Source organism: Solibaculum intestinale (assembly GCF_040096205.1).
In the GTDB taxonomy this organism is placed as follows: Bacteria; Bacillota; Clostridia; order Oscillospirales; family Acutalibacteraceae; genus Solibaculum_A; species Solibaculum_A intestinale.
In genome coordinates this window covers 23,340-38,770 of sequence record NZ_JBBMFD010000018.1, presented here as the reverse complement: position 1 = coordinate 38,770, position 15,431 = coordinate 23,340, and the positions used below count along the sequence as shown (strand labels likewise).

Genomic DNA, 15,431 nt, shown 5'->3' with positions numbered 1-15,431 from the left:
ATCAAGACCGGCTGTCGTATTCCATGCAATCATGCCTCCCAAAATATAGTGTGTGACAATGGGAAACGGATTGCTTAGTAGAATCTTGACAAAAAAGGTGGAGACGGATATACTGAAGCTGTAACTAGGTAGAATGGATTGCCCCAAAGAGGGCATTGGAAAAAGGGAAGCACAAAGGCCGGAGTATGCCATCCGGCCTTTTTTGTTTGTGCAAATCGGAAAAAACCATACGGTGACGGCAAAGATTGGCCGGCTTAGCATTTTGCTAGGCCGGTCTTTTTTGTTTTCATAGAAAAATTATAGAAAGGACGAAGAACAATGAAAGCACCCCCACTTTACCAAGTAGCCTGCAAGGACGAGGCAAAAGGGATCCACCTTTCCGGGTATAGCGACATGGTCGTGTTCGGCCAAAACCAGGAATTGGTTGCTATAAGGATTGGTGGATATCCGGAAACGGTACAAGCCGTTATGGCCGCTTTGCTGTCAGGCTGCACTCTGGAGATGAAGCTGTCGGAAAATGAAACGCTCTTTTTGCAGTGCAAAGGAGGGCGAAACGCGGTGCGTTCCGTTTCCCACGATGGGACATACGCGGAAGGCGTTTTTTTCTTGGCAGACGATCCCGTCCATTCCATCGAAGTAGAAGAGCAAGAAGAAACCCAACCCATAGCGCCGGCTCGGAATCTCTACTTGTATTCTGAGAAAGAGGACCGGTTGTTTTGGGAATTGGATCAAAAGCTGTCGGTTCCTTTGCTGCCGGAATTCAGCAAATACTTGATCCATTGTCTCGTGCAAAAGGGAATTCTGGAGCCTTTGACCGTCCGTTCTATCCATCGATCTTTTTGTGCATGGCGTTTAACAGTCAGCCACGATAAAAAAGAGCTGGTGGAGATCTTGGAGCAAGGGCTGCAAACCGGCGCAATTCGGATTCCGAAAGCAGGCAATGACCATGCTTTTGAAAAAATCAGCACCTTTTCTGCATATCTGAAGAGGTTTGGCAAACAGGTGGCCGGTCGCATTGAACGCAGTTTTTCTCCTTTGTATCATCCGGGACAAGAGCCTGTCTGCCCCTTTCTAAAGGAGGCAAACCGGCATGTGATCGGTCATGCCGGTTATTCGTTATTTGACGCCCAGTTAGCCGCTGCCGAAGGGTTAAAGAGGCAACTGGATCGGGATCGGCTGGCTTTGCTTGTCGCAGAATGCGGCACGGGCAAGAGCAAGATTGGTTCTGCCGCTGTGTATGCCTACTGGAAAGACAGAGGAAAATCCAAATCTCTTCATGTGGTATTGTGCCCATCCCATCTGACCCAAAAATGGGCGCGGGAAATTAGAGAAACCGTCCCGCACAGCATCGCCGCTATAGTATCCGATCTATCGGATGTGGACCGGCTTTTTGACGCATATCAACAAAAGGAGAAGCATGTTTTCCTGATACTCTCCAAAGAGGATGCACGAAATGGTCCCATGCGTTATCCTGCCGTCCGATGGAGTGAAGCCAAAAAAGGGTATCCCTGCCCTCATTGTGGGTGCATACAGGAAATGCCTCTCGTGGAAGATACCAGCTATACGGTTCCTGCCGATTCCCTATTCTTTCGCATGGAAAACTGCAAGAACCATACTTGTCAGGCATGCGGCATGCCGTTGTGGAGCGCTTTGAATCCAGACATCCAGCAAAAATTGGAATGGGTTCATATTGGCGGATATGGATTTGTCAGCCGGCGTTTTGCTTCCCGCAATTTTAAATCATGCAAGGACAAGTCCATTTCCAGAGAGATTGAGAGGATTGTGGAAAATCCTTCGGCGGTCTATCCGTCGAAAGGAGCATACCGAAGATTCCCTTTATCCGCCTATATCAAACGGCGTTTAGGGCGGATCGATACGTTGATCTGCGATGAACTGCACCAGTATTCTGGGGAAAGCGCGCAGGGTCAATCCATGGCGGAACTAGCCGGTATTGCCGATAAAGTGGTTGGGATGACCGCCACTTTGATCAACGGTTACAGCAAGGGGATTTTTTACCTTTTGTTTCGCTTAAAGCCTGCTTTGATGCTGGACGACAGACAAAGGTTTGATAAGCCAACGGATTTCTGCCGGCAGTATGGCGTGGTCGAAAAGGTCTTCCATCTGGATTTGGATTTTAATGTAGCATCTAAAGTGCGTAAAAGCCAAACACAGGAACGATTTCTTCCGGGCGTTTCCCCGTTGATTTATTCTAAATTCCTTTTGGAAAACTGTGTGTTCCTGTCTTTATCCGATATGGGGAAAGAACTACCGGAATACGAGGAGATTCCCGTTCCATTTTCCATGCGAAAGGAAGTCGAACAGGAATACAAGCGGCTGGAGAAAGAGCTTAAGGCATACATCCAAAATGAATATGGGAAAAACAACCGTATTTTAAGTGCGTATCTCAATCTCTTGTCCGCCTATCCGGATCAACCCTATGGTCACACGCCGATCTATTGTCCTGGTATCAGTGATCCTATCGTCGTCCCCGAAGATACCGGATGCCCCGACGACTTGGAACCCAAGGATGAAAAGGTCTTAGAGTTGGTGGAGAAGAAAGTACATGCCGGAGAACGGGTGATAGTCTACACCGCCTGGACCCGGCTGGATACCCAGAGGAAACTGCAAAAGCTTCTCACGAAGAAAGGATATCGGGCCGGTATCCTGGACAAGAGAGTGCCGGCCCGGAATCGGGAGGCGTGGGTTGACAAGCAAGTTCAAGACGGCATTGACGTATTGATCACAAATCCTGCGTTAGTCGAAACAGGGCTCGACCTCAATGCCTTTACCACCTTGATCTTCTACAACGTCTCCTACAACCTATATATTCTGCGCCAAGCGTCGCGCCGCTCCTGGCGGATTAATCAGACGGCGCCGAGGGTTGAAGTATACCTGTTGTGCTATCGGGACACCATGCAGGCCAAGGCGCTCAAACTCATGGCCAACAAATTGGCGGCCGCCACCGTCATCGAAGGGAACATCTCCGAAGAAGGTTTGGCTGCGTTGTCGGAAAGCCACGATCTCATGGCGGAGATGGCCATGGAATTGGCCCACGGTATCAAAGACAATGTAGAAGAATTGTCAAACACATTTAAACGTATGGCGCTTCATCACCCAGAAACACAACTGAAATCCGTCCCACGCCGTGTAACGCCCTTCCAAAAGAACATCCAAGCGCAGGATCAGGCAGGCCAGATGACCCTATTTGACCTGATCGCCAAGGCTTCTTGAGAGTAGTGAGGCCGCCTTTTTGGTCCATCAAGACAATTTCATCATTCGAAAATTTAAAATTCCAGGAGGTACAACATCATGATTGTACAGGCAAACCGAGAACTGCTTCACCGAGCTGCGAAGATCGTAGCAACGGCCGCTGTGGTGAACCGGGACATCCCAGAGATCAGCGGAATATTAATCGAAGCAAATGAAGACACCGGAGAACTGCAACTGACTGGGACCGATATCCGTACCTTCATCCACAAACGGCTGCAAGGAGAAGAGGTACATATCGAAGAGGGAGGCGGTATTGTCCTCAAAGCCAAGCTGTTTGTGGAAATGTTGGCGCGATTGGAGGGAGAAATGGTTTCCCTCAAACAGTTTGGGAAAGAAGTCTGGATCTCTTGCGGATCTGCTACCTATGCGGTTGTGTCCATGTCGCCGGATGCATTTCCAAAATTCGACGTCCCCTTTCCGGAAGAGACGGTTTCCATCACAGGGATCCACAATCTGCTGCGCCGCGTCCTCTATGCGTCCTCCTGCCAGGATACCCAGCCCGCCCTACAGGGAATCTCCATAGACTTACAGAAGAAGGCATCCCGGGCAAGTGCCGCAGACGGATACCGGATGGCAATTGCCTATTCGCCCCATTGTTCCGATGGGGATCTGCACATGGTACTACACAACAAGGCCGTTCAGACCTTGCTTTTGGTCGCTGCGAAGAATGATGCTTTGTATGTGGGGATCGTCAATCGATACGCTGTGTTTTTCAATCGGGATGTGGTATTTGCCACATTGCTGCTGGATGGGATGACGTCTCCTATTCAAGCTAAGGCGGTTCTCTCCAATATCAAACCTCAATATTACGCATGTGTGGATGCAAAAGAGTTTTACGCCGCCTTCCATGTGATTGCCAACAGCTTCAAAGCAAACGACGATCCGTGTGTAAACTTAGCGGTACGAGAAAACACAGTCTTTGTCACTGCGGAATCGGGATTGGGTTTGACACAGGCAAAAGTACATGCGGAGAAGGCAAAACCGACTTCTCAGGACGGTTTCTGCTACATCCCCCGTATGCTTCAAGATTTTTTGCAGAGGGCTTCCGGCCCCCTGGAACTCGTCTTCGACGAAATGGGATTTTTGGTTCTGAAGGCCAACCAGAGCCTTTGCGCCGTATCCCCTCGCCGCCCTGCAAAGAAGCAAACGCCGGAAAAGAGGATCGCAAAGCAAGGGAAAAGGAAGGCAAAGGATGAACCCGACGCCGCCTAAATCAAAACCAAGAAAGGGTGAAAGCCAATGTTACGCGATAAGATGATGCGTATTATGGAGTATGTAAACAGCCAAGAGGCGGAACGGGAGGAGCTGGTACACGCCGTTGCTCTCGCGCTTCTAACGAGGAAGAACCTGTTTGTTTTAGGAGATACCGGCCAGTCCAAGTCCCATGCCGTTAGCCTGTTTTGCAGGCAGATCCGAGACGCTAAGATGTTCCTGACGGTAATGAGCAAACAGACCGACCAGGAGCAGCTGTTCGGCCGGTTGGATCTGTCCAGCGTGATCCCGGGCAACGTGTCCCAACGGGTTTTGGATCGGGATCCAGGCTATGCCCAACTCAAAGAACAGTTGGAAGGGCAGCTGGCATGCTGCCGTCAAAGTCCCAACGACCTGACCGCTTTGAAGGCCGCTGCCCAAACGCAGCAGAAAATGGAGATTTTGCGCAAATGCCTCAGCGAATGGTACGGCGGGCGTCCGGAGTACATTACCACCGGGAAGATCCCGGAATCCCATATTTGCTTTTTGGACGAGCTGTTCAAAGCAAACGATGGCCTTTTAAATTCCCTGTTGCTGGCACTCAATGAGCGCCAGTATGTCAACGAAGGGGTTGTGGTGTCCATTCCAGTTGTCAGTTTCTTTTCCGCCTCCAACGAAATCCCCAATTTCAATCATCCGGAAGAGCGGATTTTAAAGCCGTTGTATGACCGGTTCGATTTAAAGGTACATACCCGTTACGTTCAGAGCAAAGCAAAACGGATGGAGATTTTGCAAAGGAAACAGGACATATCCCCTCAAGAGCCCTTTGATGGAGCCATTACCATGCAGGAGCTTGTGTTTATGCAGGATGAGGTGAGGCAAATCACCCTTCCACAAAGCATCAATGAGTTGTGGGACAATATCCTGTGTGAACTGCGTAAAAAGGAAATCCATGTGTCCGACCGGACCTATTTTAATTACAGTGAGTTGGTCAAGGCCGAGGCATGGCTGCAAGGCCGGGATCAGGTGTTGCCGGAAGACATGGGGATTTTAATCCATTGCCTGTGGAACCAGCCGAAAGAGATCCCGGTTGTAGAAAAGGTCATTCGGGATGTGACCGAAGACCCCATGGGGGATCAGATCCGGGAGATTCTGTCACAAGCCTATGGGTATTTCGATGCCTTTCAAAGCGAATCCGACCAGAACAAAGCCTTGGTGCAGCTGCGGAAGAATCTTCTGGGCTGTTATGACCAGGCGGTGGCTTTGAAGGATAGCCTCCCCGACGATTCATCCGCACAGACGGCAATCCATGGATTAATCGATACGTTAGAAAATCTGAGCCAAAAAGCGTATGGGCAGAGCAACTTTACCTATGTCCCGTTTGAAGAACTAAAGATATTACAGACTGCATAACAAGGAGGAAGCAATATGTTGAATCGAATTTTAATTACCGGCAGATTGGTAGCGGATCCCGAACTGAGAAAGACGCAAAACGATATTTCCGTGGCGCGTTTCCGTATCGCCTGCAACCGGGATTTTAGGAACAAAGACGGAGAATACCCTACGGATTTCTTCTCCGCAGTGGCCTGGAGAAGCACAGCGGAATTTGCAGCAACCTATTTTCGGAAAGGTTCTTTGATGACCTTGGACGGCCGGCTGCAATCCGGAAGTTATGAGGATAAAGAGGGCAACAAAAGACAATCCGTTGAAATTGTGGTAGAACACATCTATTTTGGTGAGAGTAAAAAAGAGGACGGATCCTCCACACGGCCAAAGTCGGCCGACTCTGGGAAAGCCGCGCCGCCTCCTTCCTTTGACCCGTTTGGCGGCGGGATCGATGTAGACTTCGACGATGACGACGATCTGCCGTTTTAACTGCAATTCCAAATAATACAGAAAAGTGGGCCGGTGAATTTCACCGGCCCACCACAATAACAAGGGGGATAACCATGCGACGGGAACGAAAACAACCCATTTTTGAAGCCAATACGGCGTCCCAGTGGCTGCATGATTACATAAGCTCTGGACGCGGCAATCCAAGGACACAAACACAGGTGTTGCGGTCCACAAAACTGCAAAGGATAGTATTCCATCAGTTCCTGAACGACGACCAGGAGTTTCAAGCCTTCTTGAGTGATCATAAAAACATCTGGCCGCTTATCGAGGAATTGGCTTTGGATGTCTTTGTGGCCTTCTTTTCTACCGGCGTATCCTTTACAGAGGGCCCACGACAGGACCGAGTGGAAGCCTTTCACCGCCCGGTGATCCAATCGCTGCTGCGGGATCCTTCCTTTGACCAGGTAAAAACACAGTGGTGCCAGGACCGGGAGTATCCAAGTTACCACGCCTGCAAAGCCTTTTGCACGGCTTTGTTCCGGGCTTTGCGGGAAAAAGGAGATGAGATAGATATCGGTGATCTATCCATTATGGAACGGTTGGAACAGCAATCCCAGAAACTATTGTTTCTCCTATTGGACGGAATACGTAAAGGCGGCCCTTTTTCTCTTCGCCGTCTGCTTTGCCTTGTGAATCGGCTCAAGGAAAAACAACGCCAGCTTCAAAATCTGCGCGAAAAGGTAGCGCAAGGCGCGGACAGATTGTGCATCAGGATGGCGGATCTTATCTTGCAGCCGCTGCAACAAGCAGCCGAATCCGCCCAGGAGACTTTTTATCTTTTGTCGGCCTGGGGCAATGGAGAAGGAAAAATGATCTACAAGCAGGAGAATAAGGAGCTGTTTTCCCAACTAAAGCAAAACGCCACATTAATGGAAATTGCCAAGTTATTGGGCAGGTACCGGCAGATTTTAGCGAACAAACGCAGGACATCCTTTTCCTATGGCCTGGGCGAGAAATATGACGTTACGCTCGGCAAGGACATTGGACAGTGCCTTTCGTCGGAATTGGCTCTTTTGAGTACGAAAGAGACGCAGATCCTGTTTCAGAAGAAGTATCTGGAAGAAAAACTTCTCCAGTACCGCAAACGGACGCCGGTTGTCAAAGGAGCCGGCGACATGATTGTGTTGGTAGATGAAAGCCAAAGTATGCATTTGCTGCACGGCTGGGCGAAGGCGGTTGCCTTGGCGCTGCTTGATATAGCGGCAAAAGGGAACCGCAAATACGCCATGGTCCATTTTTCAAGCAAGGATCAGATCAAAACCGACCGGTTTGAACCGAGGGGGTACTCGACCCAGGATACCATGAGGGCGGCGGAACACTTCTTTAATGGTGGAACCGACTTTGAGTCCCCATTGCGGGAAGCAATCAGCTTATTGGACAAGGGCTACGAGGACGCAGATGTTGTCATTGTCACCGATGGGCAATGCAGGATTTCGGAAGCGTTTACACAGAAATTTACAGAAAAGAAGCAGCTCCACCGCGTAACGGTCACAGGCATCTTACTGGACGCAGATCGGGAATGCGGGATTGATCTGCTTCCCTTCTGTGACACTGTTTATCATTCCAGAGACCTCACAACAGACGAGATTGCCATGCAGGTGTTAGACAATCCTAGATATCTATAAGGGATCAAAGAAAAACCGGGAATCCTTTTCGTCGGATTCCCGGTTTACGCATTTTTGACCATGAAAAAAGGGGCGCAGCTCTAAAAATCCCCCAAGCCGCGCCCCTGTAAAGAAAGGACACTTTCAGTATAACAAGGGAATCCCATTTGTCAAATTTTAGAGCCCTTTTTCAAAAAATATTTTTAGTACAGTTTGTTCCAATAAAATAAGACAGACCGTATCCTTATTTATAGCAAGGCACCTTGACAAAAAAGGTGGAGACGGATATACTGAAGCTGTAACTAGGTAGAATGGATTGCCCCAAAGAGGGCATTGGAAAAAGGGAAGCACAAAGGCCGGAGTATGCCATCTGGCCTTTTTTGTTTGTGCAAATCGGAAAAAACCATACGGTGACGGCAAAGATTGGCCGGCTTAGCATTTTGCTAGGCCGGTCTTTTTTTGTTTTCATAGAAAAATCACAGAAAGGACGAAACACCATGAAAGAAAACCAATTGTCAGGCGAAAGCTTCCTGGAGGACTTTTTGGACGATGTGGAAGAGCAGGGAATTGCCGGCCTCTTCGACACCTCCCCTTCAGAGGAAACCGCGCCAAAGCAACCGAATCCCCCGGTTCAAACCGTACTGGCAGAGGAAACAAAACCGGATTCCCAACCGGAAGAAGACCCCTATGCAGCAGCGTTAAAGCGTGCGGAAGAGGATCGCCTTCAGCGCCGGTTGGAGAAAACAACCCAAAAGGACGCCGTTTTTTCCTATGGGAAAGCGCGCGATCCGATTACCGACAAGGATGTCACCTTTGAAGGGCTGCGTCTGCTGTACCAGGTGGATTTCCCTGAACTGAGCGAAGGGAAAAACGTCTCTTGGTCGGTATCCTACGGTACCATGACCAAGATGGTGCAAAACCCCGGTTCCGACCGGGTGTACGACGTCAAGGCGGAAATGGAGCGTTCCAGGCAATTCCAGGAGATGATCCAGAAAAGAAAAGGAGAGCAAGGCCTGGAATGCCTCGTCAAGCCTCACATCACCGCCCAGAAAAAAGGGTCCATCCCGCCCCGTATCCCCCAGTATAAGGCGTATTGCACTTCCCAACAGGAAGCGGAGGATTGTCCCAAGCCCATTGTCGTCTTCCCATCGGGAGACGGGAAACTTTATCAGATCCGAAAAACCTTCGTGGGGACCTTCACGGCTCCGGCAGAATTTCTGCCGGAGTTCCCCACCGCAAAATCCGGGTTCCGTTTGGAGCTTCCCAAGATCCCCATGGAGCTGCTATACAGCATCATCAGCTTTTTCCGCCACGTGTCACAGCGGCATCATGCAGAAGCCTTAGTGAAGATTTTTTTCGATCGGGAAAAGAGGCGGTACGTGCTGCACGCTCCCAAGCAAAAGGTGGATGCCATGGGCGTAGAGACGGTGGAGAAAAAGCCCCATCCACCTCATTTGGTCCCGGTAATGGACATCCACTCCCATCACAACATGGAGGCCAAATTTTCTCCAGTAGACGATGCGGATGAAAAAAGGGATCTGCTGTATGGAGTGGTCGGCCGCTTAGACCATGTATTCCCGGAGATTTCGGTGAGAGCCTGCTGTTCCGGGACATTTATCCCCCTTGAGCCCCAGGAGATCTTTGAAACCACACCGGGTCATCTTTACCCAAAAGCTTGGGAGGAGAACGTGACGGTTCGCGCCTTTCTGCCGGACAAAAAAATGGGAGGAACCCAGGATGAAGCTGTCAAAGACTGCGCCGGTTAAAATCGTGGTGCTTGGCGCTGGAGGGACCGGCGGCTGGCTGATCCCCCATCTCTACCGGCTGGCTTCCACACAGGAGCGCCCCATTCGGATGATCCTGTGCGACGGGGACAAGGTGGAAGAAAAGAACCTCTTAAGGCAGAATTTTGTCTTGCAGGATCTGGGACAAAACAAGGCCGCGGTATTGTCCAAACGGTATTCCGCCGCCTTTGGAATGGAGTGCGAATATATCCCCCAGTACATAGAGCAGGATGAGAAACTGCAAGCGCTTTTGAGGCAAGATGAATGGCAGCAAATCGTCGTGTTGGTGGGTTGTGTGGATAACAACAAAACCCGCCAGATGTGCCATCGTGTGTTTCAAAGGTTGGACGATGTCATCTACCTGGACTCTGGAAACGGAGAAAACACCGGGCAGGTGGTATGCGGAGTCCGAAGATCCGGCAGGACTATGTATAAGCCGGCTTGCGCCGTGTATCCGGAACTGCTCAAAGAGGAAGACCGGTTTCCATCGGAATTATCCTGTGCCGACCGGGCCGTTTCAGCGCCGCAAACCATTGCGGCAAATTTGATGGCGGCGACAGCCGTCGTTTGCTTCTTGTACGACCTGTTGGCACTGGGACGATGCGATACCCGGATGGTGACCTTCTCATCGTCCTTGATCGGGATACGGCCTGTGGTCAACCAAACGCGCAAAGCCAAAACAGAACAATAGAAAGGAAGGGTTTCCATGGAACAAACCTTGTTTTTAATATCCTATGAAAAAGACGTGCGTGCGCTTTCCCGCCAAAAGGTGGGAGTCTATACCAGTGTTCGTATCGACCAAGCGCTTTCCGACGGTTCCCATATCCCCGTTCACTCCCGATGCACCTACGAGGTGCGCCGGGGGGATTTGCTGTCCGAGATGTTCCCTTTCCTGAAACGGAAGAAAGGGGCGGCGTGATGGGACGTGGATACTGGCTGCCGCCGGGCGCAAAGGCTCTCGCTGCCTGCGACGGTTACTATATTGACTTGGACGCAGCCTATGACAAGGCCCTCGTTCTATCGGAAAATTGGGAACGGTTCCTCTACATTTGTTCCCAGAAGCTGATGGAGAAGGATGGAACATTTCATTTTGTAGGAGACTGGAAAGACGCGGGAGACGGAAGGAAACGGTTTGTCTTGGCCGGCAGTCCACGATACGACGTTGTGGTGGAAGAAGACAAGGGGTATCTTGCCGTATTCCTTTTGATTCCGGAAGATTGCAAGCAGCCCGGCCGAGCCAAGCGTTCCTTTCCCACGGAGCTGGAGAAAATCAAGCAAGCGCTTACCGAGTTGTACCCCGGCCATGTGCATCGCCGCATCCACTCCCGGGAGATCGAGCCAATAGGCTGAACAAAAAGGGCAGCGCTTTGTTGCCTTAAGATTGATGTACAGGAGGAAGCTATGATCGAATTGGGCCATTTGGCAATCGAAGTAACACGGAACTGCAACATGTACTGCGCTCATTGCTTGCGTGGAGATCCTGAGAATGCTGCTGCAAGCATTGATCTGCTGGATCGGTTATTCTCGCAGGTATCCCATGTGGAACACCTGCTTTTGACCGGGGGAGAACCCTCCATGAGAAGCGATATCCTTCACAGCCTTGTGGAACGCGCAAAAGCCTGGGGCTGTACCATTGGCTATTTTTTTGTCGCCACCAACGCCAAACAGTACCATGCGGGATTTGTTGATGCGCTTGACGAATTGTATGGCTATTGCCGGCAGCCGCACCGATGTGGATTGTCCATTTCCATTGACCAGTTTCATGAGAAGGCCGACCAAAAAGCATTGCAAGAGTACCGCAGCCTTCCATATTACACCAAAACGCTGGAAAAGGGGCGTTTAAAGCCCTATAAGATCGTGGCGGAAGGACGGGCGCAACACAACGGCCTCGGCAACCATACGTTTTCACCGAAAGAATTCCTCTACTGCTACAGATGTTCAGGTGACCGGCTCCAGGTATCGGATACCGTATACATAAACGCCCTGGGGGATGTATTGCTGGACGCAGATTTGAGTTATGAGCGGCAAAGAAAATATTCCATTGGAAACTTGGAGCAAACGGATTTGTTTGGATTGCTTACCCAGCGGCTCTTCGTCTGCGGCAGTTGTCATACGGGGAACATCTATACCCTGCGATATCAAGCCGATGCAGGAATTGTAGATCAAACAGCATATACCCAAACCCTGTATTTCCAGAATGCAGCCCGTGCATTTGGAGCCATGCAAAGTATGGGGCGCAACATCTACCATATCCCCATGAATGCTGCGCCGGAGGATATTCCAGACGACCTCATCATCCGGGAAAAAGAGGTGTTTAAGGAAAACGACCTGGATTTCCTGGAAGGGAAACGGTTCCATTACGAGACGGCTTCCGGCAAAAAACTGGGGACCGTCGAGATCATCCTGCGCCAAATTGTTCCGGAGGATCGAGATGACTGAAGCGAGATTCTTTTGTATGGAGCAATTGGAAGCAAGCAAGGAGGTACTAAAGCAACTTTCTTCGCAGCTTCCTAAAGTGAAATACGCATTGGTTCAAGCGCAGGGGAAAAAACGGCAGGCTGCTTTGGCCGCCCTGCAAGAGCTGGTCAAACGGCTGTGGGAGGAGTTTCCGAAAGTCGTCCGATCCCTTCAGGAAATCGACGACGCCAAGCTGGTACAGACAGCAGTCCGGTTATACGACGCATTGAAACGGTACGACTATCTGGGCGTACCAAATTTCGAACGTCTATGCAAGGCGCTAAAGGAATTTCTTGGCCTTCTCCCGTGTCCAGCCCAAATTGCATCCTGCGGAAGGCTGATGAACCGGGTCAAAATGGGGCATTATCCCACAGATTTGGCACATGTGGACTGGATCAAACAAGCGATCGCATTTCCAGAAGGAAAAACCGTCAATCTATTGGATCCATGCTGTGGTACGGGACAGGCCCTGGCGCATCTGGCTTCGGGGCAAAATGCCGTTACCTATGGAATCGAGATTGACCAGGAGCGTGCGCAGCAAGCCCTTGCCCGTCTCAATCGGGTAGGGTTCGGCAGCTACTTCTTTTCCCACGTCAGCCGGCAAGCGTTCCACTGCTTGTTTTTGAATCCCCCCTATCTATCGGTTCAATCGGAGCACGGCATCCGGAGGCTGGAAAAAGCCTTCCTAGCCGACAGTTTCCGGACGTTGATGATGGGAGGTTTGCTTGTCTACATCATCCCATATTATCGCTTTACGGAAGACATCTGCCGGCTGCTCATGGAGAATTTTGAACATCTTCGGCTGTACCGATTTGTGGGGAAGGAATTCGAAAGGTTCCGCCAGATTGCTGTAGTCGGCTATCGAAGACCGCGGACAGTGTGTATGGAGATATCCGGCCTTTTGGAATCGACCCTTCATCCAGAAGAGATTCCCGCCCTTGACCAATTGGGAGAGAAGAGCCTGGCTTTGCCTGCTACCGCCCAAAAAGTGTCCTCATTTCGAGGAGAGGTTTTTAATGTCACGGAGTTGGCGGCGCAATTACAGCAGTCCCAAAGCCTAGACAAGCTGTTTCAATCAAACGCGCTGGAATACCGGGAACAACGGCCGCTGCTTCCGCTAAATGTATCACAGATTGGCCTGATTGGAGCCAGCGGAGCCATCAATGGCTTGGTGGAAGGAGAAGTCCCTCATGTCATCAAGGGACGGATTGTAAAGGAAACCAAGACAAGCGTGGTGAACCTGGATCAAGACCGCCAAAAGGTACAAAAGATCACTTCCAACCGTTTGGTTTTCAATGTCTTGTCCCCAGATGGGTTTCGATCTCTAAGTTAACGACATTGCAAATAGAAAGGATAAGAATTATGAAACGATTGACCACAGAACAAACGTCCTTTGCAGCAGAACATCATGGCCTTATGCTGGAATACCTGGAGGCAAACCACCTCTCGCCCGACGACTACTATGACGTCGTCGTCTTTGGCTATTTGGAAGCCGTGCAGCAATACCTGACCCAAGGATACAGCGGAAGCTTCCGGGAGTTGGCGTGGAGGAAAATGGACCGAAGCCTTCGGGAAGAGATGGCGCCCATCCCACTGGAAAAACAGGTCGAAGACTACCTGGAATCCATGGACCGGCTTTTGCAGTCCCTCCGTCTGGAGGACGCTCTTTCCCTTTTTGAGAAACGGGAGAAAGAGATTCTTCTGGCTTTGTTGGAAGAAGGTCCGGTTTTATCCGCGCTCCAACAGAAATGCGCTTCTGTAGAAGATTTCTTGCAGGAGCTTTCTTTGTTATGCCAAAAATTGGACGCGCAGGCGGCTGCTTGAGAAAGAGGTGTGTCTATGAGAAACAAGGTACGGTCTTTTTGGATCGAAGCGCAGCTGTTGTACCATACCCACAGGGCAAACCGGATACAGCAGCGCCTCCGGCACAGTTTGGAGCGTCAAAAGGACGGCGGAAAACTCAAACGGCAATTTCAATCCTTCTTGGCTGCCGTGCGCAAACAGGAACGATGCAATGTGGCGCTGCTTCGACAGGCGAACAAGAAGATTCTTTCCGTCACAAGACCCATGGAAGGCTTGGAAATCACTCGATTTGCCCAGTCCCAATTGACCCAATACGACATTGCGGTCGTAACCACGCATCATGAGTGCGGGGATTGGGGCGATGTCTCCCCGTCCCTGTGGCTGCAAAACAACAGCAACCGATTGGAGGGCAAAGGAAGGATCCTTTCGGTCCATACCACAGCGTCCCAAAAACGGGTTTTAATCGTATCGGAAGAAGGGCAGGCATGCCTGATGATGGAGGAGGAATACCCATGCTGGAACTCTCTGTATCCCGCCTGATGCAAAAGCTGCATGAGGCGCCGGAAGAAGATCCATCCGAAATCTGGATCGGGGATCAAGCGGTTCGGAAGGCTGTTTCCGACGGGGCATATGCCCTTTGGATCAATGTTCTAAAACCTCTTCTCTCAGGGGAAACCGTCACGACCGGAGATTTGGACTTTTCCGCCTTTTCCTATGAAGACCTGGAAGAGATCGGTCTTTGGTATTCGCAACACCTAGAAAAGGCGACGGCTTGGTTTCATATCACCAACGCCCTCCGGCTGCGATTAAGCGAGGCGATGCCTGTGCGCCGTCCCGTGCCGTATCTATGAGGTGAAGGCAATGTGTCAAGAACCAAAAGATTTATCCTGTGAGCTGGAACTGCTCCGCCTGTTTAAGATCATTTACGACCACACCGGAATGTGCGATGACGTAGAGTTGTGTGAAGACTTCCTTTACGACGAAATCCTGGAGACAATGGATTCCATTTTTGAATTTGGCCTGTGCGATTATCTGGAGGAACTGGAAGCCGAAGAATGGGATTTTTGGGATTCCAAATTCGACCGGTACTTCTCTCTTTGCGAGACTTATGGGGCCGGTCGTTCCCTCCCGTTTCAGGACAATCCTTACGTGAGAGAGGCAGAAGAATACGTCCGCCATTGCTTTGTTACAAACGGTTGCAATGTTTCGTGGGAATTCCATGCGTCTAGGGAAGAGCGCGACGAGCACGGGTATCCGTATTTGCAGCTTTTCATTTACGATGGATCGGCGTCCATGGTGGATGTCGCAAAAGCCCTGTTTGAAATACGGGACTTCTTCCAGGAACGGATCCTTACGCTGGAACAACTTTGTGCAACCGTTGCACAAAATGAGCTGGAAGGACAAACCAGACAAAATGAGGTGTAAC

Annotated in this window: 15 protein-coding genes; all 15 read left to right on the top strand. The window is 50.5% G+C overall.

Annotated features, from left to right (window positions below; genetic code table 11):
- The first annotated feature begins 393 nt into the window (after positions 1 to 393).
- Positions 394 to 3,231 (top strand): helicase-related protein, encoded by a 2,838-nt coding sequence (locus tag WMO26_RS10010; protein WP_349220081.1) that lies wholly within the window; start codon positions 394 to 396, stop codon positions 3,229 to 3,231.
- Between the two features lie 78 nt (positions 3,232 to 3,309).
- Positions 3,310 to 4,482, top strand: coding sequence for a DNA polymerase III subunit beta family protein (locus WMO26_RS10005; RefSeq protein WP_349220080.1), 1,173 nt, complete (start codon positions 3,310 to 3,312; stop codon positions 4,480 to 4,482).
- A 27-nt stretch (positions 4,483 to 4,509) separates the two neighbouring features.
- Positions 4,510 to 5,874, top strand: coding sequence for an AAA family ATPase (locus WMO26_RS10000; RefSeq protein ID WP_349220078.1), 1,365 nt, complete (start codon positions 4,510 to 4,512; stop codon positions 5,872 to 5,874).
- 15 nt (positions 5,875 to 5,889) lie between these two features.
- Positions 5,890 to 6,336: a single-stranded DNA-binding protein gene (locus tag WMO26_RS09995; protein ID WP_349220076.1), complete on the top strand. Its 447-nt coding sequence runs from the start codon at positions 5,890 to 5,892 to the stop codon at positions 6,334 to 6,336.
- A 254-nt stretch (positions 6,337 to 6,590) separates the two neighbouring features.
- On the top strand, positions 6,591 to 7,982 hold the full coding sequence (locus WMO26_RS09990) for a vWA domain-containing protein (RefSeq protein WP_349220074.1): 1,392 nt from the start codon (positions 6,591 to 6,593) through the stop codon (positions 7,980 to 7,982).
- A 476-nt stretch (positions 7,983 to 8,458) separates the two neighbouring features.
- Positions 8,459 to 9,727 (top strand): hypothetical protein, encoded by a 1,269-nt coding sequence (locus WMO26_RS09985; protein ID WP_349220072.1) that lies wholly within the window; start codon positions 8,459 to 8,461, stop codon positions 9,725 to 9,727.
- The gene (locus WMO26_RS09980) at positions 9,699 to 10,436 is read left to right on the top strand and encodes a ThiF family adenylyltransferase (protein WP_349220070.1); all 738 of its coding nucleotides are present in this window, start codon (positions 9,699 to 9,701) and stop codon (positions 10,434 to 10,436) included. Before WMO26_RS09985 ends, WMO26_RS09980 begins: the two co-directional genes overlap by 29 nt.
- Positions 10,437 to 10,451: 15 nt before the next feature.
- Positions 10,452 to 10,664, top strand: a complete 213-nt coding sequence (locus WMO26_RS09975; protein ID WP_349220068.1) for a hypothetical protein — start codon at positions 10,452 to 10,454, stop codon at positions 10,662 to 10,664.
- The gene (locus WMO26_RS09970; protein ID WP_349220067.1) at positions 10,661 to 11,095 is read left to right on the top strand and encodes a hypothetical protein; all 435 of its coding nucleotides are present in this window, start codon (positions 10,661 to 10,663) and stop codon (positions 11,093 to 11,095) included. The genes WMO26_RS09975 and WMO26_RS09970 overlap by 4 nt, the downstream gene beginning before the upstream one ends.
- A 51-nt stretch (positions 11,096 to 11,146) precedes the next feature.
- Positions 11,147 to 12,184: a radical SAM protein gene (locus WMO26_RS09965; RefSeq protein ID WP_349220065.1), complete on the top strand. Its 1,038-nt coding sequence runs from the start codon at positions 11,147 to 11,149 to the stop codon at positions 12,182 to 12,184.
- A complete protein-coding gene (locus WMO26_RS09960) occupies positions 12,177 to 13,535 on the top strand; it encodes a DUF6094 domain-containing protein (protein ID WP_349220064.1) in 1,359 nt (452 codons plus the stop codon). The genes WMO26_RS09965 and WMO26_RS09960 overlap by 8 nt, the downstream gene beginning before the upstream one ends.
- Before the next feature lie 29 nt (positions 13,536 to 13,564).
- Positions 13,565 to 14,026 (top strand): hypothetical protein, encoded by a 462-nt coding sequence (locus tag WMO26_RS09955; RefSeq protein WP_349220062.1) that lies wholly within the window; start codon positions 13,565 to 13,567, stop codon positions 14,024 to 14,026.
- Positions 14,027 to 14,041: 15 nt separating this feature from the next.
- Positions 14,042 to 14,545, top strand: coding sequence for a hypothetical protein (locus WMO26_RS09950; protein WP_349220061.1), 504 nt, complete (start codon positions 14,042 to 14,044; stop codon positions 14,543 to 14,545).
- Positions 14,518 to 14,856, top strand: a complete 339-nt coding sequence (locus WMO26_RS09945; protein WP_349220059.1) for a hypothetical protein — start codon at positions 14,518 to 14,520, stop codon at positions 14,854 to 14,856. The genes WMO26_RS09950 and WMO26_RS09945 overlap by 28 nt, the downstream gene beginning before the upstream one ends.
- Positions 14,857 to 14,866: 10 nt before the next feature.
- A complete protein-coding gene (locus WMO26_RS09940; protein WP_349220057.1) occupies positions 14,867 to 15,430 on the top strand; it encodes a hypothetical protein in 564 nt (187 codons plus the stop codon).
- Position 15,431: the final 1 nt, after the last annotated feature.